The organism is Embleya sp. NPDC005971 (genome assembly GCF_040629175.1).
GTDB lineage: Bacteria > Actinomycetota > Actinomycetes > Streptomycetales > Streptomycetaceae > Embleya.
In genome coordinates, this window is the sequence record NZ_JBEXUX010000031.1 from 95,313 (window position 1) to 119,401 (window position 24,089).

The 24,089-nt window shown below is 70.7% G+C and carries 20 protein-coding genes; 8 read left to right on the forward strand and 12 right to left on the reverse strand.

Features of this window, described 5'->3' with window-relative positions; translation table 11 throughout:
• Positions 1–46 precede the first annotated feature (46 nt).
• The 3 genes from ABZ374_RS26075 (at position 47) to ABZ374_RS26085 (ending at position 2,440) form a co-directional block, all read left to right on the forward strand.
• Positions 47–832 (forward strand): CAP domain-containing protein, encoded by a 786-nt coding sequence (locus tag ABZ374_RS26075; protein ID WP_360315067.1) that lies wholly within the window; start codon positions 47–49, stop codon positions 830–832.
• Between the two features lie 181 nt (positions 833–1,013).
• The gene (locus ABZ374_RS26080) at positions 1,014–1,202 is read left to right on the forward strand and encodes a DUF1059 domain-containing protein (protein ID WP_360315069.1); all 189 of its coding nucleotides are present in this window, start codon (positions 1,014–1,016) and stop codon (positions 1,200–1,202) included.
• Positions 1,203–1,387: 185 nt separating this feature from the next.
• A complete protein-coding gene (locus ABZ374_RS26085; protein ID WP_360315071.1) occupies positions 1,388–2,440 on the forward strand; it encodes a PHP domain-containing protein in 1,053 nt (350 codons plus the stop codon).
• Between the two features lie 3 nt (positions 2,441–2,443).
• Here ABZ374_RS26085 and ABZ374_RS26090 read toward each other — a convergent pair whose 3' ends face one another.
• Together ABZ374_RS26090 and ligD are read right to left on the reverse strand one after the other, a co-directional pair.
• Entirely contained in the window at positions 2,444–3,046 is a 603-nt protein-coding gene (locus ABZ374_RS26090; RefSeq protein WP_360315073.1) for a DoxX family protein, read from the reverse strand.
• Between the two features lie 59 nt (positions 3,047–3,105).
• Positions 3,106–4,113 (reverse strand): non-homologous end-joining DNA ligase, encoded by a 1,008-nt coding sequence (gene ligD / locus ABZ374_RS26095; RefSeq protein WP_360315075.1) that lies wholly within the window; start codon positions 4,111–4,113, stop codon positions 3,106–3,108.
• A gap of 100 nt (positions 4,114–4,213) precedes the next feature.
• On the opposite strand from ligD, the gene ABZ374_RS26100 reads away from it, so the two are divergent.
• Positions 4,214–5,278 (forward strand): ATP-dependent DNA ligase, encoded by a 1,065-nt coding sequence (locus ABZ374_RS26100; RefSeq protein WP_360315077.1) that lies wholly within the window; start codon positions 4,214–4,216, stop codon positions 5,276–5,278.
• A gap of 51 nt (positions 5,279–5,329) precedes the next feature.
• Here ABZ374_RS26100 and ABZ374_RS26105 read toward each other — a convergent pair whose 3' ends face one another.
• The 9 genes from ABZ374_RS26105 to ABZ374_RS26145 form a co-directional block, all read right to left on the reverse strand.
• Entirely contained in the window at positions 5,330–6,955 is a 1,626-nt protein-coding gene (locus ABZ374_RS26105) for a trehalase family glycosidase (RefSeq protein ID WP_360315079.1), read from the reverse strand.
• Between the two features lies 1 nt (position 6,956).
• Entirely contained in the window at positions 6,957–7,796 is an 840-nt protein-coding gene (locus ABZ374_RS26110; RefSeq protein WP_360315081.1) for a carbohydrate ABC transporter permease, read from the reverse strand.
• Between the two features lie 15 nt (positions 7,797–7,811).
• On the reverse strand, positions 7,812–8,771 hold the full coding sequence (locus tag ABZ374_RS26115; protein WP_360315083.1) for a sugar ABC transporter permease: 960 nt from the start codon (positions 8,769–8,771) through the stop codon (positions 7,812–7,814).
• Positions 8,772–8,783: 12 nt separating this feature from the next.
• Positions 8,784–10,073, reverse strand: coding sequence for a sugar ABC transporter substrate-binding protein (locus ABZ374_RS26120; RefSeq protein ID WP_360315085.1), 1,290 nt, complete (start codon positions 10,071–10,073; stop codon positions 8,784–8,786).
• Between the two features lie 96 nt (positions 10,074–10,169).
• The gene (locus tag ABZ374_RS26125; RefSeq protein WP_360315087.1) at positions 10,170–10,937 is read right to left on the reverse strand and encodes an SDR family NAD(P)-dependent oxidoreductase; all 768 of its coding nucleotides are present in this window, start codon (positions 10,935–10,937) and stop codon (positions 10,170–10,172) included.
• Entirely contained in the window at positions 10,934–12,040 is a 1,107-nt protein-coding gene (locus ABZ374_RS26130) for an NAD(+)/NADH kinase (RefSeq protein ID WP_360315089.1), read from the reverse strand. The genes ABZ374_RS26125 and ABZ374_RS26130 overlap by 4 nt, the downstream gene beginning before the upstream one ends.
• Complete coding sequence (gene gcvPB, locus ABZ374_RS26135) at positions 12,037–13,593, reverse strand: aminomethyl-transferring glycine dehydrogenase subunit GcvPB (protein ID WP_360315091.1); 1,557 nt, start codon at positions 13,591–13,593, stop codon at positions 12,037–12,039. Before gcvPB ends, ABZ374_RS26130 begins: the two co-directional genes overlap by 4 nt.
• Entirely contained in the window at positions 13,593–14,927 is a 1,335-nt protein-coding gene (gene gcvPA / locus ABZ374_RS26140; protein WP_360315093.1) for an aminomethyl-transferring glycine dehydrogenase subunit GcvPA, read from the reverse strand. Before gcvPA ends, gcvPB begins: the two co-directional genes overlap by 1 nt.
• Entirely contained in the window at positions 14,924–16,912 is a 1,989-nt protein-coding gene (locus ABZ374_RS26145; RefSeq protein WP_360315095.1) for a beta-galactosidase, read from the reverse strand. The genes gcvPA and ABZ374_RS26145 overlap by 4 nt, the downstream gene beginning before the upstream one ends.
• Before the next feature lie 106 nt (positions 16,913–17,018).
• Here ABZ374_RS26145 and ABZ374_RS26150 point away from each other — a divergent pair, with 106 nt between their 5' ends.
• Complete coding sequence (locus ABZ374_RS26150; RefSeq protein ID WP_360315097.1) at positions 17,019–17,675, forward strand: GntR family transcriptional regulator; 657 nt, start codon at positions 17,019–17,021, stop codon at positions 17,673–17,675.
• Positions 17,676–17,885: 210 nt separating this feature from the next.
• On the opposite strand, the gene ABZ374_RS26155 is transcribed toward ABZ374_RS26150, so the two are convergent.
• Positions 17,886–19,214, reverse strand: a complete 1,329-nt coding sequence (locus tag ABZ374_RS26155; RefSeq protein WP_360315099.1) for an acyltransferase domain-containing protein — start codon at positions 19,212–19,214, stop codon at positions 17,886–17,888.
• A 327-nt stretch (positions 19,215–19,541) separates the two neighbouring features.
• On the opposite strand from ABZ374_RS26155, the gene ABZ374_RS26160 reads away from it, so the two are divergent.
• The 3 genes from ABZ374_RS26160 to ABZ374_RS26170 form a co-directional block, all read left to right on the forward strand.
• The gene (locus tag ABZ374_RS26160) at positions 19,542–20,762 is read left to right on the forward strand and encodes an acyltransferase (protein ID WP_360315101.1); all 1,221 of its coding nucleotides are present in this window, start codon (positions 19,542–19,544) and stop codon (positions 20,760–20,762) included.
• A 297-nt stretch (positions 20,763–21,059) separates the two neighbouring features.
• Positions 21,060–22,451 carry a helix-turn-helix domain-containing protein gene (locus ABZ374_RS26165; RefSeq protein ID WP_360315103.1) on the forward strand — a complete coding sequence of 464 codons (1,392 nt, stop codon included), beginning with the start codon at positions 21,060–21,062 and terminating at the stop codon, positions 22,449–22,451.
• On the forward strand, positions 22,448–24,089 hold a 1,642-nt coding region (locus ABZ374_RS26170), incomplete at its 3' end, for a beta-ketoacyl synthase N-terminal-like domain-containing protein (RefSeq protein ID WP_360315105.1). The genes ABZ374_RS26165 and ABZ374_RS26170, both read left to right, overlap by 4 nt.

Here is a 24,089-nt window from a genome sequence, read left to right on the forward strand (position 1 = left end):
CGTTCGTGCCGGGCGAGTAGCCGTACCTTTCGAGGAGTTGCGCATCGTGCAGTACCGACACCACCGGCTGTACCGACACCACCGGGCCGTGTCCACCACCCTCGCCGCGACGCTGGCCGCGTTCGTGCTGGCCGGCTGCGGCTCGCCCGCCGAGCGGCACGACGGCGCGGCCCGGCCGGCGGCTCCGACCGACACCGCGGCCACGGCCCCCACGTCGGCGGCGCCCACCTCGCCCGCCCCCGGGCAGCCGGCCGGCAGCACCGGCCCGAGCACCGGCACCGCGCCCGCGACGCGCACGCCGACCCCGACCGGCAGCCCCAGCCGCGTCGGGACGAACGGCAAGGCCGCCCCGGCGACCAGGAGCACCCGACCCACCACTGCCTCGGCGGCGGACGGGCCGCCCGGGGCCAACCCCACCGTGCGCGGCAACCGGCCCGCGTCCCAGTCGAGTGCCGACGCCGAGGCGATGTCCCTGGAACTGCTCAACGCCGAACGCGCGAAGGTCGGCCTCCGGCCGCTCCGGGCGAGCACCGACCTGAGCGACTTCGCCCGCAAGTGGGCCGAACACATGCGTCGTACCGGCTTCGCCCACTCCGGCCCCGAGGCGGACGTCCTGGTCACCGGCGCCCGCACCGGCGTGGCCGAGAACATCGTGTGGTGGGGCGACCCGGCCATGACCGCCCGGCAGGCGGCCGAGAAGTTCCAGGACATGTGGCGACACAGCCCGGGCCACTACCGCAACCAGACCGACCCGACCCACACCGAGGCGGGCATCGGCATCTACCGCGACGAAACCGGCTGGTGGGGCGTGCACGAGTTCGCCAACGGCTAGCACCGGCCGGCGGCCCGGTCACCGCTGCGACCCGCGTCATCACGGGTCGCAGCGGCGGGGCCGGGCCACTCACTCGAGCCCGAAAATAGCCACAAAACGGACTAAACTATGACCATGGTCTCGCGCCGTCGTGCCCGGGACCGTGCCCCTCGGGGACGAGAGCCCAGTCCGGGAGGACGTCATGCGCAAGATCGTCGATTGCCGGGACATGCCCAGTGAGTCCGGGTGCACGCTCACCATCGCCGGCTCCGAGGACGAAGTCCTCGTGGCCGCCACCCAGCATGCCCAGACCGTGCACGGGCACACCGACTCGCCCGAACTGCGCGAGGAGATCCGCAAGGGCATGAAGGACGAGGAACCCGGTCGCTAGCCGTATTCACCCGCATCCCGAATTCACCCGCACCCGGGACACGCACCCGGTCGACGCCGGCTCGTGTTCCGCACCGCAACTCCCACGGGAACTCGCGCACCGGCTCCCGCGCCGACTCCCGCGGATGAACGCCGATCGGCCCACTCGCGCGGTTTACCCTCGCCCGGCGCGGCCACAGTCCCCCCATGGCTCCCCGACCCTCGCCCGCCTCCCCGCCCGGCCCCGCCCCCGACCCCGTGACCGCACTGGATCGCATCGCGTTCCTGCTCGAACGCGACCAGGCGCCGACGTACCGGGTCAAGGCGTTCCGGACCGCGGCCGCGGTGGTGGCCGGACTGACGCCCGACGAGTTGCGCCGCCGGGTCGAGCAGCGCACGCTCGGCGGGCTGAAGGGCATCGGCCCCAAGACGGCGGACGTCATCGAGCAGGCCCAGGCCGGCCGGCTGCCGGGTTACCTCGCCGACCTGGAATCCCGCCCCTCGCCGGTACCCACCGACGGCGCGGCGCTGCTGGCCGCGCAGCGCGGCGACTGCCACATGCATTCCGACTGGTCCGACGGCGGCAGCCCGATCGACGTGATGGCCCGCACCGCACGGGACCTGGGGCACGAGTGGGTCGTCCTGACCGACCATTCGCCGCGGTTGACCGTGGCTCGCGGTCTGACCGCCGAGCGGCTGCGCGCGCAGTTGCGCGTGGTGGCCGAACTCGCCGCCGAACTGGCCCCGTTCCGACTGTTGACCGGCATCGAATGCGACATCCTCGACGACGGCTCGCTGGACCAGGACCCGGATCTGCTCGCCCGCCTGGACGTGGTGGTCGCCTCGGTGCACTCCAAGCTGCGGATGGAGGAGCCGGCGATGACCCGCCGTCTGTTGACCGCGGTGCGCAATCCGCGGGTCAACGTGCTGGGCCACTGCACCGGTCGACTGATCGGGGGCAAGCAGCGCCCGGAGTCCACGTTCGACGCCGACGCGGTGTTCGCCGCATGTGCCGAGTCGCACACCGCCGTGGAGATCAACTGCCGCCCCGAGCGCCGGGATCCACCGTCCCGGCTGCTGCGCCGGGCGCTGGCCGCCGGGGTCTGCTTCTCGATCGACACCGACGCACACGCGCCCGGCCAACTCGACTGGCAGGGCCACGGTTGCGCCCGGGCCACCGCATGCGAGGTGCCGGCGGACCGGGTGATCACCACGTGGCCCGTCGAGCGCCTGCTCGCCTGGGCCGGCGCCGGCCGCTGAGCCCTACTCGGCCGGTGTGTCCGTCTCGTCCTGGGCGGCGGCCCGGCGGCGGCCGATCACCGCGGCGGCCGCGGCCGCGCTGCCGGTGAACGCGATGCCGACCACCCACGGGCGGTCCAGCACGTGGCAGGTCAGGTGGTCCACCGAGAACCGCCCGGGGCCGGCGAGACCGAGCCCGGCCGCGACGAAGCCGAGGAACGCCGGATACTCGAAGCCGCCCGATTGCGCGAAGAAGCCGGCCGGCGCGTGTACCGCGACCGCACCCGCCATCGCGCCGGCCGCCGCCGCGCCCGCCGCGGGAGTGGCCAGGCCGAGCGCGAGGAGCACCCCGCCGCCCGCCTCGCCGAGACCGGCCGCGATCGCACTCTGCCGACCGGGCCGAAAGCCCATGTGTTCCATCGCCGAGCCGGTACCGGCCAGGCCGTGGCCGCCGAACCAGCCGAACAACTTCTGCGCGCCGTGTGCGAACAACACGCCGCCGGTGCCCAGGCGCAGCGCGAGCAGACCCACGTCCTTGCGCACGGACAGCCGGGCGCGGGTCGAGAAGGGATGGTGGATCGACACGGGGTTGTGCACGGACAGCGGCGCACGAAACGACAGACACATGAGGGACTCTTTCCTGTCTCGGATCCCGATTTCGCATTCGGTTTTCGTGGATTTCGCCTTCAGTGTTCGCGGGCCCGGCTGGGTTGGACCCGGGGTGGTTCGCCGGGCATCTTGGGGTGATCCGGCGGATAGGGCAGGTCGCCCGCGCCGTGGTCGCGGGCCTGCCGCTCGGCCAGTTCGAGCGCCGGGCGCAGGTCGAAGGCGTGCTCCGACATGTCCGCGTGCACGTCGCCGAGCCGGGCGTAGCGCTCGGGCATGCTCGCGAGGTCGAAGTCGTCGGGGTGCGCGTCGTCGACCTCGTCCCAGGTCAGCGGGGCCGATACGGTCGCCCGGGCGGTGGGCCGCGGCGAGTAGGCGGCGGCGATGGTGCGGTCCCGGGCCATCTGGTTGTAGTCGACGAAGATGCGTTCGCCGCGCTCCTCCTTCCACCAGGCGGTGGTCACCCGATCGGGCATCCGCGCCTCCAGTTCGCGGCCCAGCGCGATCACCGCGCGGCGCACCCCGGTGAACTCCCACTCGGGCCGGACCGGCACGTAGAGGTGCAGGCCGCGGCCGCCGGAGGTCTTCGGCCAGGCGGTCAGCCGGTAGTCGGCCAGTACCTCGCGCATCGCGTGTGCGGCGCGGACCGCGTCGGCGAAGTCGGTGCCCGGTTGCGGGTCGAGGTCGATGCGCAGTTCGTCGGGGTGTTCGGTGGCGTTGCGTCGGACCGGCCAGGGGTGGAAGGTCAGGCAGCCGAGGTTGCCCGCCCAGACCAGTGCGGCCACGCTGTCGGGGGCCATCTCGTCGGCGTGCCGACCGCTGGGGAAGGTGATCCGGGCGGTGGGGATCCAGTCCGGCAGGTATTTGGGCACCCGCTTTTGGAAGAACGACTCGCCGTCCACACCCTCGGGGAAGCGTTGCAGGGTGGTGGGTCGATCCCGCAAACCGCGCAGCAGGCCACCGCCGACCGAGATCAGGTAGCGGACCACGTCACCCTTGGTGAAGCCGCGTTCCGGGTAGTAGATCTTGTCGACGTTGCTCACCCGGACGGACCTGCCGTCGACCTCGAATTCCTCGGCAGCGCTCATTCCTCAGGGTAGGCAGATTTGCCCCGCTTCGTCCCGATGGCGTGCCGCCGTTCGGCCGCTGCGGAGGCGACCGGTGCGGCGCCCGAGCACACTGAGCCGCATGCGCCTTCCCGTGATGCCCCCGGTCAAGCCGATGCTCGCCAAGGCCGCCGCGCGGATTCCCGCCGGCCTGCACTACGAGGCCAAGTGGGACGGGTTTCGGGCGATCGTCTTCCGGGACGGCGACGAGGTGCTGATCGGCAGCCGTAACACCAAGCCGCTGGATCGTTACTTTCCGGATGTGGTGGACGCGGTGTTGCGGCTGCTTCCGTCACGCTGCGTACTGGACGGCGAGCTGGTCATCGCCCGGGAGGGACGGCTCGACTTCGATCGGCTCCAGGACCGGATCCACCCGGCGGCCTCGCGGGTGCGGTTGCTGGCCGAGACCACCCCGGCGTCGTTCGTGGCGTTCGACCTGCTGGCGCTGGGCGACCGGGCGTATCTGTCGCGTCCGCTGACCGAGCGGCGCGCCGCGCTGGAGCGGGCGCTGGCCGAGGTGTCGGCGCCGATCCACCTGGCGCCCGCCACCACCGATCGGGGCGTGGCGCAGGATTGGTTCGACCGGTTCGAGGGCGCGGGCCTGGACGGCATCGTGGCCAAGGACCCGGCCGGGCCGTATCTGCCGGATGTACGGGCGATGGTCAAGGTCAAGCACGAGCGCACCGCGGACTGCGTGGTGGCGGGCTATCGCGAGCACAAGTCGGGCCCGGTGGTGGGTTCGCTGTTGCTCGGTCTGTACGACGACCGTGGTCGGCTGCAACACGTGGGTGTCAGTGCGGCGTTCACCGCGGCCCGGCGGGCCGAGTTGGTCGAGGAGTTGGCGCCGTACCGGATGGCGGATCCGGCCGGGCATCCGTGGGCGCACTGGGCCGAGGCCGAGGCGCACGAGGCGGATCGGCTGCCCGGCGCGGTGACCCGCTGGTCGGGCGGTCGGCTGTCGGACTGGGTGCCGTTGCGGCCGGAATCGGTGTGCGAGGTGGCCTACGACCACGTCCAGGGCGACCGGTTCCGGCACACGACCCGGTTCCGCCGGTGGCGCACCGACAAGGATCCGGCCCAGTGCACGTATGAACAACTCGCCGAACCGGCCCGCTACGACCTGGCCGACGTGCTCGACGCCCGCTGAACCGCGCGTCCGGCCCGCCGTCGCCGGATGCGGCGACGGCGGGCGGTGTGCTCAGCTCCGGGCCAGGTCCACGAACAGCGCGCTGGACCAGCCGAATCCGGTGGTCGCCCGCCCGGCCCGGCCGCCGGTGAGCGGGTTCCAGTACTCGTACAACCCGCCGCCCTCGGCCACCATCCGCACCGTGCGTTCGGTCAACTCGTCGGCCACGTCCGGGTATCCGGAGCGGCGCAGGCCCTCGATCAACAGGTAGTTGACGTTGAGCCAGACCGGCCCGCGCCACATCGCCTCGGGATCGAAGTTCGGGTCGTCGAACGCCACGGTCGGCACCGGGCGTTCGCCCCAGAAGCTCGGCGAGCGCAGGTCCTCGACCAGTCGGTCGGCGATCTCGCGCGGCAACCGTCCGGTGAGCAGTGGCAGCAGTTCCAGCGGGGTGCGGACCGGGACCGTGCGGCCCGCCGAGACGGTGGTGAAACGTTTGCCGTCCCACCGCCGGGACACCAGGAGTTCGGTGTGCGCCGCGGCCCGCTCGCGCCAGGTCGCGGCCTCCTCGGTTCGGCCCAGTTCCTGGGCGATGTCGCCCAACACGTCGAACTGGAGCGCCAGATAGGCGTTCAGGTCCGGCGGCTCGGCGCGCGGGCCGTAGTCCCAGACCGGGCTGTCGTCCAGGCCGCTGGAGTACGGGTGCAGGTATTCGGCCAGGCCGTCGCCGTCCGGGTCGGAGTGGGTCAGCCACCATTCCTGGGAGCGGGCGATCGGCTCGTAGACCTCGGCCAGGAAGGCGAGGTCGGGGGCCGCCCGGTGGATCTTCCAGACCGCCCACGCGGTCAGCGGCGGCTTGGTCACCGGAACCGCGTCGCCGGCCGCGGCGGCGGGTGCCGCGTCCTCGCCCAGGGCCTGGCCGACGTGCTCGGCCAGCCGGGCCCGGTCCGAGCGCGGCAGGTCGTTGGTCTCGGCCAGCACGCCCTCGTCGTGCACGACGTCGGGGATCAGCCCGTCGGCGCGCTGGTGGGCGAGCAGGATCCGGATCTGGTCCCGGGCCAGTTCGGGGTCGCCGTGCCGCAGCGCGATGGCGTGGAAGTAGGAGTCCCAGTTCCACACGCCGACGTAGCCGAACCGGGACGGGACCAGGCCCTCCCGGCCGCCCGCGAAGCGGATCGGCAGCAGGTTCACCCCGAGCGTCCACCACGCCATCGCGGCGCGCTCCCGCAGGTCCGCGCGGACCGCCGGCATGCGCTCGAACCAGGCGTTCCAGCGCGCGCCGGCCGCGGCCAGGACGGCGGGCCCCTCGATTCGCGCGTCCCGGCCCACCAGCACCCGGCAGCCCTCGATCGCCGCCTCGTGCGCGGCGCCGTCCGCCGTCCGCCAGCGCGCCCGGGCACCGGTACCGATCAAGACGAGCGTGTCCGGATCGGCGAAGGCCAGGTGCACACCGCCCGCGAAGGAGATCCGGTCCGGGTGCGCGGAGCGGATCGGCAGCGGGTCGCCGCCCGCCGACTCGATGCGCAGCCCGGTGAGCACGGTCGTGTCGGTGAGTCGGGTCTCGTACTCGGACCGGGCGATCCACAGGTCGCCGTCCTCCTGCGCCAACACCAGCAGCCGCGAACCGCGGTCGGTGAAGGGGCGTTCACGCAGGTCCGGCGCGACCCGGTCGAGCAGGTCGCGGTCGTGCGCCGTCATCTCAGCGGCCTCCCATGCCGGATGCCGCCATGCTGTTGATGATCTTCCGCTGCCCGATCATGAAGGCGATCAGCATCGGCACCACGGAGATCGTCGAAGCGGCGAGGAGCATGCCGTAGTCCAGTCCGCCGTGCTGGCCCTTGAACGAGGCGAGCAACATCGGAACGGTGAAGTTTTCCTCGGAGTTGAGGAAGATCAACGGGTAGATGAAGCTGTTCCAGCTGCCCAGGAAGACGATGATGCCGAGCGCGGCCATGCCGGGCTTGATGTTGGGCAGCACGATCCGGGTGAAGATCGTCCACCGGTTCGCGCCGTCCAGCCGGGCGGCCTCCTCCAGTTCGATCGGCACCGCCCGGATGAACTGGCGCATCATGAAGACCGCGAACGGGTTCGCGATGGCGGGCAGGATCAGCGCCAGGTGGGTGTCGATCCAGCCGAAGTGCGACAACATCACGTAGAGCGGCACCAGGGTGACCTGGGTGGGCACCATCTGGGTGAGCAGGAAGACCACGAACAGCGAGCGGGAGAACGGGAATTCGATCCGGGTGAAGGCATAGGCCGCCATCGAGGCGGTGAGCAGGGTGGCCACGACCGTGATCGCGGCGATGTAGAAACTGTTCCAGTAGGCGCGGCCGAACGGCATCGCGTCCAGGGCGTCGGGGAAGTTGCTCGCGCGCCAGGGGTCCGGCAGCCAGGCCAGCGGATCCTGGATCATCTGCCCCTCGCCCTTGAACGCGGTGAGCAGCATCCACACGAACGGGAACGTCATCAGCAGCCCGCCCACGATGAGCAGGGTGTGCAGTGCGACGGTGCCGACGCGTCGGCGGATGGCAGTGACCATCACGACCCTCCTCTCTTACGACTCGTAGTGGACGAAGCGCTTCTGCATGCCGAACTGGGCGACCGTGACCACGACCGTCATCAGCGTCAGGAGCAGGGCGGCGGCGCTGCTGGCGCCGAATTCGAACTTCTTGAAGCCCAGGTCGTAGACCTGGTAGACGATCGTGCGGGCGCCCTCGTTGTGGTCCGGGTCGACCAGCACGTAGATCTGGTCGAAGGCTTGGAACGAGCTGATCACCGCGACCACGAAGGAGAAGAAGATGGTCGGGGACAGCAGCGGCAGCGTGACGTGCCGGAAGATGCGCAACGGTCCCGCGCCGTCGATCCGGGCCACCTCGGTCAGGTGCGCCGGGATGGACTGCAGGCCGGCCAGGAAGATCACCACGTTCAGGCCCAGCGAGGACCAGATGGTCACCGCCGCGATCGCGACCATCACCCAGTCGGGGTCGTTGAGCCAGTCCGGCAGGGTGATGCCGAACCAGTCGTGCACGGTGTTGTTGAGCATCCCCAGGTCACCGCTGGCCAGCAACATCTGCCAGATCACCGCGACGGCGACCGAACTGGTGACCACGGGCAGGAAGTAGATCACCCGGTAGATGGTCTTGCCGCGCACGTTGTTGAGCGCCATCGCGATCAGCAGGGCGAGTACCAGCCCCACCGGCACCGTGATCAGGCCCAGGGTCAGCGTGTTGAGCACCGCGTCGCGGAAGGTGGGGTCGGAGAACTGGGTCTGGAAGTTGTCGAAGCCGACCCAGGACTTCTCACCCAGGCCGTCCCACTTCATGAAGGCCAGCACGACGGCGAAGCCCAGCGGTATCAGGGTGAAGACCAGCAGGGCGGCCAGTTGCGGCCCGAGGAAGAGGGCGGCCCACCACCGTTCCCGACGCCGCCGGCCCAAAAGGGTCCGGCGGCTGTCGGGCTTGTCGGTGGCCGGGCGCCGTGCGTCGGTGGTGCGGCTGAGCGTGGACGTGGTCACGGCGGCCCCCGGTCAGCTCAGTTTGCCGGAGACGAGCGAGCCGAGGTCGTTCATCGCCTGGTCGAACCCGACCTTGCCGGTCCACAACTTCAGCAGCAACTCGTTGATCTTCGCCGTCAGTTCCGGCACGCCGGCCTCTTCCGGGTAGTTGGCGAAGCCGCCGTCCCGGGCGTCGACGAAGGTCTGCGCGTGCGCCGGGTAGCCCTCCATCACCACGCTGTCCGCGCCCTTGACCGAGGGCACCGCGTTGCCGCCGCCCTTCAGGCGCAGGGTCTGGCCCTCCTTGGAGACGAACTCGGACATGAAGGTCCAGGCCGCCTGCGCGTTCTTGGCGTCCTTGTTCAGTGCCAGGAAGGAGGTGCCGACCGTCTGCGGCATCAACACGCCGGACTGGGACGGGAACGGCACGATGTCGTAGTTGTCCGGCTGCCCCTTCTTGACCGTGTCGATCATCCACCGTCCGCCCGCGGCGAAGCCGACCTTGTGCTTGATGAACTGCACGTCGGAGCCGTTGCCCTCGGGCAGGATGTCGGCGACCAGGAAGGTCCCGTTCTGGTAGCCGTCCGCCAATGCCTTCAATGCCTCGCGCGACTTGGGGTCGGTGTTGCCGACGAACTTGCCGCCGTCGTACACCTTGCCGCCGAAGCCGTTGATCATGCTGTAGGTCGAGCCGTACCAGTTGTAGAAGACCGAACCGGCCTTGTCCGCGCCCTTGAGCTTGCGGTTCATCTCCAGGAAGGTGGCCATCGTCCACTTGCCCTGCGCGTTCAGCGCGGCCGGGTCCTCGGTGATCCCGGCGTCCTTGAGCGTCTGCTTGTCGTACCAGAGCACCTCGGGGTTGGCGTCGTTCGGTATGCCGTAGATCTTGCCGTCCTTCTTCGCGCCGCCGTACAGCCCGTCGAAGAAGTCCTCCTGCTTGGCCTTGCTGTCGGGGGCCGCCATCTTCTCGTTGAGCGGCGCGAGCGCCCCGGCGGAAACAAATTTGCCGGCGAAGTCGTCACCGACGTAGAACACGTCGGGCGCGGTCTTGGAGGAGAGCTGGGTGAGCAGCTTGGCGTGGTAGTCGCTGTAGGACGGCACCGCCTGGAGCTTCAGCTTGATGTCGGGGTGGCGCTTGCCGAAGTCCTTCTCGAACTCCTTGAACCGGGCCAGTTCCTCGGGGTTGCCCCAGGTCGACCAGGTGACGGTGGTCTTGCCGGAGCCGGAGCCGGAGCCGCTGCTCCCGCCGCAACCGGTGGTTGCGGCGAGTGCGGCACCGACGGCCAGCACGGCGACGGTCTTCGCTGCGCGGGAAAATGACACGATGTGCCTCCGGGGGGAATGGTGCGGGACGTGCACGTACCGGGACCGGGCCCGCGCCCGTCGCCGACGGCGACGACGGGAGCGGGGCCGGGATGACTAGGCGAGGCCGCCGCCGTCGACGACCAGGGCGGTGCCGGTGATGTAGCTCGCCGCGTCGGAGGCCAGGAAGAGCACCGCGCGGGCGATCTCGTCCGGCGTGCCGGCGCGGCCCATCGGACGGTCCGCCGCGTCGGCCGCGAACGCCGTCCAGTCCTCGGCCAGTTGCCGGGCCTCCTCGCGCAACATCGGGGTGTCCGTGTCACCGGGGTTGACCGAGTTGACCCGGATGCCGGCCGCCGCGTGGTCGATCGCCAGGGCCCGGGTCATGTTGACCACGGCGGCCTTGGACGCGCAGTAGGAGATCGCGTTGCCGCCGCCCTTGAGACCCCAGCCGGAGCCGGTGTTGACGATGGACCCACCGTCGCTCATCGCGGGGACGGCGTGCTTGCACATCAGGAAGACCGAGCGCACGTTGACCGCCATCACCCGGTCCCACTCCTCGACCGAGGTGCCGATCGCGTCGGCGCGCCGGATGATGCCCGCGTTGTTGAACAACACGTGCAGCCCGCCGAACGTCTGCACCGCCGTGGACACCACGGACACGCAGTCGGCCTCGGCGGAGACGTCCGCCTTAACCCCGACCGCCCGGGAGCCCTGGTCGGTGATCTCCTGCGCGGTGCGGGTCGCCGCCGCCGCGTCGATGTCGGCGATCACCACGTCCGCACCCTCTGCGGCGAACATCAGCGCGGTGGCCCGGCCGATGCCCGAGCCGCCGCCGGTGACGATGGCGACCTTGCCGTGCAGGGATCCAGTCATCCCGTTCATCCGCAGCACTCCTCACTCGCAGGAACAATTCGATAGGGGACGCTCTCGCGGTAGCCGGTGACCACCCGGACGAAACCGCTCAACCGGGCGTCCGTGGCCGGGTCCCCGGTGTCCGCCAACAGCGGCCGGCCGCCGAGCGCGGCCAGCTTGGTGCGGGTGGCGAGCACGGTCAGGCCGTGCACGCGGGCCAGCACCGACGGGCTGATCTGCTGGTTGCCGCGGCCGAACACGAAGCCTTGGCCGCCGATCACCGACACGACGGCGTCCGTCTCGTGCCCTTCCACCAGGTCGAGCAGCGCGCGCTCGCTCAGGTCGACCCCGATCGGCACGCCGTCGGCGACCACGTCCACGCCGAGCAGGGTGGATTCGGCGCCCAGCGCGCGGCCGACCGCACGGGTGGTGGTGCCCGGTCCCAGGATGTAGCGCACACCCGGGCGCATCCGGGCGACCACTTCGCGGGCGATGGCCTCGATGCTTTCCGGCGCGGCGCCCGAGGAGCCGGTCTTGCGACCGGACAGCCGGACCCGGACCGCGGGCACGGTCAGCGTGCCGTACAGGCGGGGGCCGACCCGGCCCTCGCGGTAGCCCTGTTCGTCCAGGTCCACCACCTCGGCCTCGGTGGTGTCCCCGGCGAACTCGGCGGCGGCGTGGCCGGCCGCCGCCGGGCCGACCGCGAAGCAGCCGGAGTAGACCTTGACCCCGGCCGGGATGCCGAGCACCGGCATGCCGGGCGCGGCGTCCAGCACGTCCCGGGCGGTGCCGTCGCCGCCCGCGAACAGCAGCAGGTCCACCGCCGCCAACGCCCGGACGCAGGCCCGGGTGTCGGCGGACGAGGACGGCTCCCCCGGTGTGCACGCCACCAGTTCGGGCACCGCGCCGGCGGCGCGCACGGCGTGCTCGCCCATCGCGCCGGGCACGGTGACCACGGTGGCGTCCGGGCGGGTGGCCAGGAGCGCGCGCACGGCCGCGGTCGCGCGCTCCCCGGCTCGGGCGATCGCCCCGCGTGCCAGCGCCTCGCGCTGCACGTCGGCGCCGTCGCTGCCCTTGAGCCCGGCCGCCCCGCCGAGGCCGGCCACCGGGTTGACGACCAGGCCGACTCTCATGACAGGTGCTTGCGGACGTACGCCCGCCAGGTCGTCGCCCACTGCTCCGGGTCGTCCAGGCAGGTCGGGTCGATCTTGTGCACGGTCTGGTTGTACGGCGCGCCCTTGACGAACTCCGGTTCGCTGCGCGCCTCGTCCGCGACGTGCGCCAGGATCGCGGCGTATTCGTCGAGGTCCTCCTTGGAGTACGACTCGGTCGGCTCCAGGGTGAACGGCTCGGGCACCAGGTACGGGTGGTGGCTGGTCCAGTAGTGCACCCCGAAGTCGGACGCGCGCACGCCGATCTCCTCCGAGTGCACGCCCGTGTCCTCGTAGAGCGCCTGCCACGAGTAGCGGACCTGCTCCAGCCGGTCCTTGTTCCACGGCGCGGAGGCACCGGGGATCTGCAACACCTTGTGCATCAGGTAGTTGTTGTTCAGCACCGCCGTCTCGGCCACCTGCCGCAGACCCTCGGCGCCCAGCGCCATGATCCACGCGTAGGCGCGCACCACGTTCGGGGTGACCCCGAGGTAGGGCCGGATCTTGCCGACCGACTGCGGCCGGTCGGTGTCCAGGAAGTAGCGTTCGCCGTCGAACTCGATGGTCGGGCCGGGCATGAACGGCACCAGCTTCTCCGCGACACCGCACGCGCCCGCCGCCGGGCCGCCGCACGCGTGCGGGGTGGAGAAGGTCTTGTGCAGGTTGAAGTGGCACAGGTCGAACCCGGCGTCGGCGGCCCGGGTGATGCCCAGGATGCCGTTCGCGTTGGCCTGGTCGTAGCAGGCCAACCCGCCCGCCCCGTGCACGAGTTCGACGAACTCGGCGATCCGGGGGTTGTAGATCCCGGTGTCCTCCGGGTTGGTGATCATCAGCGCGGCGGTGCGCGGGCCCACGGCGGCGCGCAGGGCCTCGATGTCCGGGTAGCCGTCGGCGTCGGGCATCAAGGTGATCACCTCGTACCCGGCGACCTTGGCGCAGGCCGCGTTCGAGGGGTGCGAGAACATCGTGGTGATCACCTGGTCGCGCTGTTCGCCCTCGCCCCGCGAGGCGTGGTAGGCGCGGATCATCGCGATGTTGGCGTAGATCGCCGCCGAGCCGGAGCCCGGTTGCAGGCAGACCCGGTTCAGGCCGGAGATCTCCTTGAGCATCTGCTCCAGGTGCCAGTAGATCGCGAGCACGCCCTGCACGCTGTCCTCGGGCTGGGCCGGGTGCAGTTCGGCGATCTTGGCGTCGGCGACGAACCGGTCGTTGATCTTGGGGCTGTACTTCATCGTGCAGGTGCCCTGGCCGACGGCGATGCCCAGGTCGACGCCGATGGTCTCCTGGGAGAGTCGCATGTAGTGCCGGAGCACGTGCAACTGGGACATCTGCGGCAGCGCGGGCGGCGTCTCGCGCCGGATGCCGGCGGGCAGTTCCACGGCGGGCACGCCCGCCTCGGGCACCCCGATGCCGCGCCGGCCGGGGCTGGACAGCTCGAAGATGATCGGCTCGTCCCAGCGCGCCTGGTGGAACCGGCGCAGCGGCGGCTTCGCCTCGATCGGCAATTTCGCGAAGGATTCTCCGACGGCACCCATCAGCCCTGCACCTCTCGTACCGCTCGCACCAGCGCGTCGATGTCGTCCTTGCCGTGCCGCTCGGTCACGCAGACCAGCAGCGTCGTGGCGTCCAGCGCGATGCCGGCGTAGATGCCGTGCTCGCGCAGCGCCGTGAGCAGCGCGTCGGTATCGGCCACCTCGATCGCGAACTCGCGGAAGTGCACCGCCTGGGCGTGCTTGACCGACACCCCGGGTACGGCGGCCAGTTCGTCCATCGCGTAGCGGGTGCGGGCCAGGATCGTCTCGCCGAGTTCGCGCATGCCCTCGGGGCCCATCAGGGCGAGGTAGACGCCGGCCGTGATGCCCCACAGCGAGGCGGCGGTGCCCACCCATTCCTTGCCCTCCTCGCGCAGTGCGAAGGAGGTGCGGTCGTAGAAGACGTCGCCGAAGCCGTATTCGCCGGGTACCGCGGTCGGCGCGATGCCGAACAGGCGCGAGGGGAACTCGGCGACCAGGCGCGGTTCGTCCCGGGTGGCGATGTAGCCGGCGTGGCCGCCGCCGTAGCTCTGGTGCATGCCCAGCGACTGGATGTCGCCGCAGACGATGTCCGCGCCGAGGGTGGCGGGCGGGGCGAGTACGCCGAGCGAGATCGGGTCGGCGCTCACCACGAGCAACGCGCCCTGGGCATGCGCGAGTTCGGCGATCTCGGCGGTCCGGCTCTCGACCACGCCGTAGAGGTTGGGGCTCTCCAGGTAGACCGCGGCGACGGTGTCGTCGACGGTGAACTCGGCTGCCTCGCCGGTCTCGGTGATCGCGATCATGACGATCTCGACGTCGGGCGCGAGGAAGTCGTGCAGCTTGCTCAGCTTGTCCGCGCCGATCGCGGCGGTGACCAGCACCTTGGATCGGCCGGTGTAGCGGGCGGCCATCCGCAGCGCGGTGCCGGTCGCCTGGAAGCCGTCGTAGGTGGGGACGTTGACGACGTCCATCTCCAGGAGTTCGCCCATCATGCTGACGTACTCGAAGAGCGCCTGGAATCGGCCGTGGTCCTCGTACGGCTCGCCGGCGTAGGCGGTGAGGAACTCGCCGCGCGAGTTGACCTCGTCGCACACGGCGGGCACGTGGTGCGGGTAGCAGCCGCCGCCGAGGAAGCTGAGCACCTCGGTGGTGTCGGTGTTGCGTGCGAGCAACCCGCGCATGTGCCGGACCAGTTCGTGTTCCGAGGCCATCGGCGCGGGCAGGTCGAGCGGCCGGTTCAGGCGCAGCGCGGCGGGGATGGCGGCATAGAAGTCCTCGATGGACTCGACCCCGATCGCGGCCAGCATCTCGGCCCGGACGGCCGGCTCGGCATTGGGTATGTAGGGGTGGGTCACTTCTCTCCCTCGTGAGCGGTGCGCAGCACCACGGCGTCCCTGGGCCCGATCTCGATCGGGCCGTGCAGGTCGCGCCCGGTCGGCAGGTCCGTGCCGGGGGCGCGCAGGGTCACAGTCGCGGTGGTCGTGCCGTGATTGAGCAGGAACAGGTAGTCGGCGTCGGGTCCGCTGCGGCGGGTGGCCTCGACCCCGGGGGGCACGTCCGCGACGGGGCGGACGCCCGCGCGGGTGAGTACCTCGGTCAGTACGGGCGTGACGTCGTCGAGGTCGCAGCCGACGTAGGTGGCGCGGCCGTGTCGGGTGATCGCGGGTTGCCCGGCCAGGTCGCCGTCCGCGTAGGTGGCGATCGGTGTGGCCGCCTCGACACGCAGCCACTCGGCCCATCGGGTCGCGCCGCCCGCGGTGCCGTCGGCGTGCCGGACGAGCCTGGTGTCGCCGTCGGCGAGCGGCCAGAACTCGTCGACGCTCACCCCGAGCAGCTCGCGCAGGGGGCCGGGGGCCCCGCCGGGATGGATCCGGTCGGCCGCGTCGACCACGCCGCTGAACGGGCCGACGATCAGCTCGCCGTCGAACGCCCGCAGTCGGGCCGCCTGTTCGTCCGTGCAGAGGTACAGGTTGGGCGCGATGACCAGGCGGTAGTCGGACAGGTCACGGTCCGGCGGGGCCAGGTCGACGGTGATTCCGAGGGCGTGCAGCGGGGTGTACCAGGCGGTGAGCAGGCGCTTGAGTTCCAGCCGCTTGGACGGCATCGACTCGGGCGCCTCCAGGCCCCACCAGGAGGACCAGTCCAGCAGCAGGGCGACGTCCGCGCGGCTGGTGGTGCCGGCGAGTTCGGCGAGCCTGGCCAGTTCGCCGCCCAGACGCAGCGTGTCCTGCCAGCCGCGGGTCTGCACGCCGCCGTGCGGGAGCAGGGCGGAGTGGAACTTCTCCGGCCCGTAGTGGGCCTGGCGCCACTGGAAGAACATCACCCCGTCGGCGCCGTGCGCGAGTGCCTGGAGGCTGTCCAGGCGCATCTTGCCCCGCGGCTTGGGCACGTTGACCTCGCGCCAGCTCACCGCGCTCGGGGCCTGCTCCAACAGCAGCCACGGGCGCCGCTTGAGCGAGCGCATCAGGTCGTAGCTGAGCGCGATGCCCACGTGCGAGGTGGGGTCGGCCGGGTCGGGGTAGGCGTCGTCGCTGACGAAGTCCTCGGCCTCGGCCCATTTCCAATAGTCCAGGCCGGCCAGGATGCTCATGAAGTTCGTGGTCACCGGAATGTCGGGGGTGACCTCGCGCAGTACGCGCTGCTCCGCCTCGAAGCACTCCAGGAGCGCGTCCGAGCAGAACCGGCGCCAGTCCAGCACCTGGGTCGGGTTGATCGGGCCCGGCGCCGCGCGCGGCGGGGCGATCTGTTCGAAGTCGGTGTAGTGCTGACCCCAACACGAGGTGCCCCACGCGGCGTTGAGGCCGTCGATGTCCCGGTATCGCTCGGCCAGCCAGCGGCGGAAGTGCCGGGCGGACTCGTCGCAGAAGCATTCCAGCGTGTGGTCGGCGTACTCGTTGCCGATATGCCACATCGCCAGCGCCGGGTGCTCGCCGTAACGCTCCGCCATCGCCCGGGCCAGTCGCACGGTGGCCGCGCGGAAGATCGGCGAGCTGGGACAGTAGCCCTGCCGGGAGCCGAATTCGAGCCGGGTGCCGTTCGCGTCGACCGGCAACAGCTCCGGGTGCTCGCGGACCAGCCACGGCGGCGGGGTGGCGGTCGCGGTGGCCAGGTCGGCGGCGATGCCGTGCTCGTGCAGCAGGTCGAGTACCCGGTCCAACCAGCCGAAGTCGTACTCGCCGGGCCTGGGTTCCAGCCGTGACCAGGAGAAGACGGCGACCGTCGCCATGTTCACCCCGGCCTCGACCATCAGCTTGGCGTCCTCGACCCAGACCTCCTCGGGCCATTGCTCGGGGTTGTAGTCACCCCCGAACAGCAGCCCGGGTACTCGCGTCAACCCCACGTCGACCTCCCGTTCATGTATTCTGTATTCATAATTCAAGGTGTCTACGGTGTGACATGTCAAGCACCAGTTATCGACGTCGATCGACACGAGGAGTAACCGACCCATGGGAATCCAGCGGCGACCTCTGCGGGAGCAGATCCGCGAGGAGTTGCTTCTGCGCCTCGACCGGGGTGACTTCGCGGCAGGCAAGGACATCAACGAGGTGGTGCTCGCGGGCGAGTTGGGGGTGAGCCGCACTCCCCTGCGCGAGGCCCTGATCACCCTGGCCGGCGAGGGCGTCCTGGAGAGCAATCAGGGACGCGGCTTCCGGTTCGCGCCGGTCAGCAGCAAGGAGTTCCGCGACCTGTGCGAGATCGTCGCGGGCCTGGAATCGCTCGCGCTCGAACTCTCCGACCCAGCCGAACTCCAGGAGATGGCACCGGAGTTGCTGCGCCTGGCCCGGGACTTCCCGGATCCGGTGGCGGAGCAGTCGGAGATCGAGTGGCACGACGACGAGTGGCACGACCTGCTGCTCGGCCGGTGTCCGAACGAGCGACTGTTGGATCTGGTGACCAGCGTGAAGGCGGGCATGCGGCGCTACACCCACCTGATCGCGGGCGAGGACACGCTGTTGGAACGCGAGGCGGAGGAGCACTGCCGGATCGCCGAACACCTGCGCGCCGGGGACGTGGCCGCCGCCACCGCCGCGCTGCGCGACAACTGGATCAGCGGCATGGAGCGCATGACCAGCCGAATCCCGGTGTCCCCGGAATCGGCCTGACCGCTCCCGCCCCACCCCGGCGGGCCGCCTTCGTCCACTCCGGGCGAAGCCGACCCGCCCCTTGGCATGCCCGGACGCGGCGGATCGACGCCCCCGGGCCGGCGCAGCACCGAGCCGCCGCCGAACCGGCCCGGACGCGCGGTCGGGGCGGGCTCAAGGCGACGGCGGGGTCAAACGGGCTCGGGCGGACCGGACGCGGTCACCCGGTTCTCACGCGAACGCGGCCGTCCAGTCCACCGCGACCCCGTGCACGTACGCTTCCGCCAACGCGGCGAGGAAGCGGCCCATCCCGCCGTCCTCATTGCGCAGCGTCGCCATCAGTACGGCCGAACGACCGAGTTCCTCGACGATGTCCTGGATGCCGACGGACAGCACCGGCTGGGCGCTGCACTCGACGAAGATCGAGTGCCCGTCGGCGACCAGCGAACGCACCGCCTCGTCGAACCTGACGGTCTGGCGCAGATTCCGGTACCAGTACTCGGCGTCCAGTTCGTCGGTGTCGATGCGCCGTCCGGTCACCGTCGAGTAGAACGGCACGTCGCCGCGCGCCGGTCGGATGTCGGCCGCCAAGTCGAGCAGGGTCTCGCGCAGATCCTCCACATGAGCCGAGTGCGCGGCGAAGTCCACTCCCGGCACCCGCCAGCGCATCATCCGAGCCGCGGAGAGCGCGGCACCGAACTCGGCCATCGCGCCGACGTCACCCGACACGGTCATGGTGGCCGGGCCGTTCACCGCCGCGATCGACAACACGCCGTCCCAGTCGGCCAGCATGGTGCGCACCCGCTCGTTGGGGGCCAGCACCGTCAACATCTCGCCGCGACCGCGGATCGCCGTCAGCGCCCGACTGCGCAGCGCGACGATTCGCGCCGCGTCCTCCAGCGACAACGCGCCCGCGACGTGCGCGGCCACGATCTCGCCCTGCGAATGGCCGACCGTCGCCTTGGGCTCCACGCCGAATCGGCGCCACAGCCGGGCCAGCGACAACATCATCGAGAACAGCACCGGCTGTACGACGTCCACCCGGTCCAGCGGCGGCGTTCCCGCCACCCCGCGCAGCACGTCCTCCAGGGACCAGTCCAGGTGCGGCGACAGCGCCTTCTCGCAGGCCCGGATCTCCTGGGCGAACGCGGGCGAGGTGTGCAAGAGCTCGACGGCCATGCCGACCCACTGGGTGCCCTGGCCCGGGAAGACGAACACCGGCCGGGCATCGGCCTGGGCCTGCCGGGTCGCCCGTCCGCTGATCACGTTCGGCGCGGGCCGCTCCTCGACCAGCGCCCGCAAGCCGGCGAGCAACTCCGCCCGGTCGCGCCCCAGCACCACGGCCCGATACTCGAAGAGCGCGCCGGCCGCCACCAGCGACCGGCCCACGTCGGTGAGGTCGGCGGCGACGTTCGCCGCCGCGTCGGATTCGAGCCGGGCCAGCAGCCGCGCGGCCTGGCCGCGCAGACCCTGTTCGGTTCGCCCGGACAACACCCACGGCACGGTGCCGGCTCCGGCACCGACTGCGGTCGGGACGTCTTGTGTGGCCGGCTCGGTCACGAGTACTCCTCGTCATTGCCAATCGGCGGACTGCGCATTGCAAGATATCGCGCGGGCCGCGAGTTTCCGCCCACCGTGCGGTAATTCCGCCGCCCGGACCCGGTTACCGACGGATTACCCGGCAGGGAACAAATCGTGCAAGGCTGCCGACCCCCAGATCACGTCCGCTTTCCAGTACGGAGGCCACTCGTTGTCGGGCTATCCGATAGCGCAGGCTCTTATTCCTGCGCATCCGCAGATCACATCCATTCATTCCGGATCGAATCCGCCGCGCTCCGCTCGGGAAAGCGCGAAACCCGCTGGTGAACTCCTACCCCCGACGATCACATGGTGACCAGGGAAGTCGGCCCGAGCCGCGCCGGCGATGCGCACACGTCCGATCACCCGGAACCCGCACGGTTGCCGTCGTTGACGGGACTGCGCATCGTGGCGGCCCTGCTCGTCTTCACGACGCACATCCTGTTCTACACCCGGCTCGTCCCGGGTGACACGGGGGACGACCTTCGCGAGACCTTCGCCCTCTTCGGCTCCTACGGCGTCGGCTTCTTCTTCATCCTGAGCGGCTTCGTGCTCACCTGGACGGCCCGCTCGGGCGACACGACCGGTTCGTTCTGGCGCCGCCGGCTGGCGAAGATCGGCCCGATGCACGTGGTCACCTTCGGCCTGGCGGCCCTGTTCGTACTGGAGACGGACCGGCCCACCCGGCTGGTCGACTGGCTCGCCTCCGGGTCCATGCAACAGGCGTGGTTCCCGGACATCCAGACCGTCTCGGCGGTCAACGGGGTGAGCTGGTCGCTGTGTTGCGAGTTCTTCTTCTACCTGGCCTTCCCCTTCCTGCTGCCGGTCCTGCGCCGGATCCGCGAGGAGTGGTTGTGGCCGGCGGTCGCGGTGGTACTCGCGCTGATCGTGGGCGCGTTCCTGGTCGGCACCTACGTGGTCGACGACCAGCCCCGGCTCGCCGCCTTCGGGGTGTCCGGCGAAGTGTCCTTCGACCAGGTGTGGTTCGTGTACTTCTTCCCGCCGGTCCGGGCGCTCGAATTCGTCCTGGGCATTCTGCTGGCCAAGGTCGTCGCGGCCGGTCGCTGGCCGCGCATCGGCCTGGTGCCCGCCTTCGGCCTGGCCGTCGTCGGCTACGTGCTCACCCAGTACGAGCCGTACCTGGCGGGCACGGCCGGCGTGGCGACCGTGTGGACCGCGCCCCTGATCGCCGCCGCCGCGGTCGCGGACCGACAGCGCACCGCCTCGGTGTTCCGCAAGCCGACGATGATCTACCTGGGCGAGATCTCCTTCGCGTTCTACATGGTGCACTGGATCGTCATCATGCAGACCGCCGAATTCATCGGCCCCACCCGCACGTTCTCGTCCTGGGTCAACGCACTGCTGATCCTGGCCGTGCTCGGCGCCGCGCTGGCCTGCTCCGCGTTCCTGTACTGGTGCGTGGAGACGCCGCTGGTCCGGCGCTTCGGGCGACACCGGCCCAAGGCGAAGAACACGAACCCGCGCACCGCGCCGCCCGCGCGGTCCGAAGGCGACCGCGTACCTAACTGACCGACGGCGCCCGCCGCCCGGCACGGTCCGCCGGCGAACACCACCCCGCACGCGTCCCGCGCACCCGAACCCGCGCAGGGCGCGTGCGGCACAGCCGCACCCGGGTGCGGCGATCCGGGGCCGGGCATACCGCCGCAAACACCAAGACATGCAGGTCGCACCCGCCCGCCGAGCCCGCCCATCGGGCGGTAATCTCGGCACCGGCGTGCGGTTACCGGCCGATTACCCACCGTGGATGGAACCGTGTAAGGCTGCCGACGACCAGTCGCGCTCGCTTTCCGGTACGGAGGCTACTCGTTGTCGGCCTATCCGATATCGCAGGCTGCCATACCTGCGCAACGACAGATCACATCCACCTATTCGCTGTTGCATCTACTGCGCCCCACGGACGACTCCGTACTCCATCTACCGGCGACGAACGCGCAGTTGGTCGAGGAGGTCGTCCTGCGCGTCGGTTCCGGGGCGACCGGTTGGGCCATCGAGAACAGCCGTCTGTTGCTCGCCGAGTTGGCCGGGGAACCGTTCGTGCGCTTCGATCGAAGATCTTCCAGCGAAACGCGGCTGATCGAGGCGATAGCGCTCTGGGTCGTATTGCGACTCAGTGGTGTGCGCGCCATTACCGGGCTGCTTTCCGCCGAACTCACCAATGCCATTCGGGAACGCATCGCCGACAACACCACGGTCGACCTCCTGCTCCGGTGCGTCCGGGCCAGCCAGGCACGATTCACCCGCGAGTTGTTCGCGTTCTGCGAGGCGCAGATCCCCGCCCAGGACCAGCCGGCCATGATGCGGTCCATTTCGGCCGACCTGTTCGACGGAATGGAGACCCTCTCCGCCGCGGTGACCGAGAAGTTCGCCGCCGAACGCAACCGCTGGTTCGCCGGATCCGTGGGTGAACGCTTCGAACTGGTGTCCGCGATTTTGAAGGGCAAGCCGGTCGACACGCGCAAGGCGCTGCGCCGGTTGCAGTACGACCTGACGCTGCATCACGTCGCGCTGGTGTTGTGGCAGGACGAGATCACCCCGGACAGCAAGCGCGAGCTGGAGACCACCGCACTGCGGCTGCTGGACCAGGTCGGCTGCTCCTCGATGTTGCTGCTTCCGGCGGGCCCGGGCCGACTGTGGGCGTGGGGCGGTCGCGCCACCGACCACCCGGGCGAGCTGGGGCGCTCGGACAAGCCGGTGGACCTGCCGGCGCACATCCACGTCGCCTCGGGGTTGCCGGGCGACGGCGTGGCCGGCTTCCAGCGTTCGCACGAGCAGGCGGTCACCGCGGAGCGGGTCGGCCGGATCACCGAGCCCGGCCCGTCCAGGCTGTGCGACTACGGCGACCTGGAGTTGGTGATCCTGCTCGGCAACGACGCCGAGGCCACCGCCGACTTCGTCCGCCGTGAACTGGGCCCGCTCGCCGCCGACAACCGCACCATGGCCGCGTTGCGCGAGACCGTGCGGTGCCTGCTGGACAACGAGCGGGGCGTGGCCGTCACGGCCAAACACCTGCACATCGCGAAGAACACCGTGGTCTACCGGGTCAAGAAGGCGGAGCAACTGCTCGGGCGGTCCCTGCGGGTGGACCACCTGCGCCTGCACCTCGCGCTGTCCCTGGCCGGCCGGCTCGGCTCGTCGGTGCTGACCAAGCAGGGTCCCGCCACGGGACTGGAGAACTCGATTCGGGCGGTGTCCTCATGAGCGAGCGGCAGATGAACAAGGACGAGAAACTCCTCGACTACCTCAAGTGGGTCACCGCCGACCTGCACAAGGCCCGGGCCCGGGTCGAGGAATTGGAATCGAGCCGGTCCGAGCCCATCGCCATTTTGGGCATGGGCTGCCGCTACCCGGGCGACGTGTCCACGCCCGAGGAGTTGTGGCGGGTGGCCGCCGACGGCGTCGACGCGATCACCGAGTTCCCCGCCGACCGCGACTGGGACGTGGCGGGCATGTACGACCCGGACCCCGACGCGATGGGCAAGTTCTACGCGCGCCAGGGCGGATTCCTCAGCGACGTCAAGGGTTTCGACTCGGCGTTCTTCGGGATCTCGCCCCGGGAGGCGCTGGCGATGGACCCGCAGCAGCGGCTGCTGCTGGAGACCACGTGGGAGGCCATCGAACGGGCCCGGATCGACCCGCGTTCGTTGCGGGGCAGCGACACCGGGGTGTTCGTCGGGGTCATGTACACCGGCTACGCCTCCACCGTCGACGCGGCGTCCACCGGCATCGAGGGTTACGCGATGACCGGGATGCTGACCAGCGTCGCCTCCGGTCGGATCTCCTACGTCCTGGGCCTGGAAGGGCCCACGGTCAGCATGGACACGGCCTGTTCGTCGTCGCTGGTGTCGATCCACCACGCCGTGACCGCGCTGCGCAACGGCGAGTGCTCGCTGGCGCTGGCCGGCGGGGCGATGGTGATTCCGGTGCCGGACGGCTTCGTGGAGTTCTCCCGGCAGCGTGGGCTCGCGCCGGACGGGCGCTGCAAGGCGTTCGCGGCGGCGGCGGACGGCACCGGCTTCTCCGAGGGGGTGGGCGTGCTGACGTTGGCGCGGCTCTCCGACGCCCGGCGGCTGGGGTACCCGGTACTGGCCGTGATCCGCGGCAGTGCGGTGAACTCCGACGGCGCCTCGAACGGCCTGACCGCGCCGAGCGGCCCGTCCCAGCAGCGGGTCATCCGCCGGGCGCTGGCCAACGCGGGTCTCTCCCCCGCCGAGGTCGACGTGATCGACGCGCACGGTACCGGCACGATGCTCGGCGATCCGATCGAGGCGCAGGCGCTGTTGGCCACCTACGGTCAGGCCCGGGCGGACGGCCGACCGCTGTTGTTGGGCTCGTTGAAGTCGAACATCGGGCATACCCAGGCCGCGGCCGGGGTGGCCGGGGTGATCAAGTTGGTCATGGCGATGCGGCACCGGGTGGTGCCGAAGACGTTGCACGTGGACGCGCCGACGCCGGCGGTGGACTGGTCGGCCGGGTCGATCGAGCTGGTGACCGAGGCGCGGCCGTGGCCGACGACCGGGCGGCCGATGCGCGGGGCGGTGTCCTCGTTCGGAGTCAGCGGTACCAACGCACACCTGATCGTCGAACAGGCCCCGGCGGTCGAGCCGGTGCCGGTGGAGTCGACCGAGGTCGTCGTACCGGTGGCCCCGGTCGTGCCGGTGGTGGTACCGGTGGCCGTGTCGGCGCGGTCGGTACCGGCGTTGCGGGCCCAGGCGGAGCGGTTGGCGTCGCTGGTCTGCGCCGCGGCCGGCGACGAGGTGTCGTTGTCGGATATCGGGTTGTCGGCGGCGGTGTCGCGGTCGACGTTCGAGCATCGTGGTGTGGTGGTGGCCGCGGATC

Coding starts and splice junctions, on each gene's coding strand:
- ABZ374_RS26080 (WP_360315069.1), top strand. CDS start 1,014: ATGCGCAAGATCGTCGATTGCCGGGACATGCCCAGTGAGTCCGGGTGC.
- ABZ374_RS26085 (WP_360315071.1), top strand. CDS start 1,388: ATGGCTCCCCGACCCTCGCCCGCCTCCCCGCCCGGCCCCGCCCCCGAC.
- ABZ374_RS26090 (WP_360315073.1), bottom strand. CDS start 3,046: ATGTGTCTGTCGTTTCGTGCGCCGCTGTCCGTGCACAACCCCGTGTCG.
- ligD (WP_360315075.1), bottom strand. CDS start 4,113: ATGAGCGCTGCCGAGGAATTCGAGGTCGACGGCAGGTCCGTCCGGGTG.
- ABZ374_RS26100 (WP_360315077.1), top strand. CDS start 4,214: ATGCGCCTTCCCGTGATGCCCCCGGTCAAGCCGATGCTCGCCAAGGCC.
- ABZ374_RS26105 (WP_360315079.1), bottom strand. CDS start 6,955: ATGACGGCGCACGACCGCGACCTGCTCGACCGGGTCGCGCCGGACCTG.
- ABZ374_RS26110 (WP_360315081.1), bottom strand. CDS start 7,796: ATGGTCACTGCCATCCGCCGACGCGTCGGCACCGTCGCACTGCACACC.
- ABZ374_RS26125 (WP_360315087.1), bottom strand. CDS start 10,937: ATGAACGGGATGACTGGATCCCTGCACGGCAAGGTCGCCATCGTCACC.
- ABZ374_RS26130 (WP_360315089.1), bottom strand. CDS start 12,040: ATGAGAGTCGGCCTGGTCGTCAACCCGGTGGCCGGCCTCGGCGGGGCG.
- gcvPB (WP_360315091.1), bottom strand. CDS start 13,593: ATGGGTGCCGTCGGAGAATCCTTCGCGAAATTGCCGATCGAGGCGAAG.
- ABZ374_RS26150 (WP_360315097.1), top strand. CDS start 17,019: ATGGGAATCCAGCGGCGACCTCTGCGGGAGCAGATCCGCGAGGAGTTG.
- ABZ374_RS26160 (WP_360315101.1), top strand. CDS start 19,542: ATGGTGACCAGGGAAGTCGGCCCGAGCCGCGCCGGCGATGCGCACACG.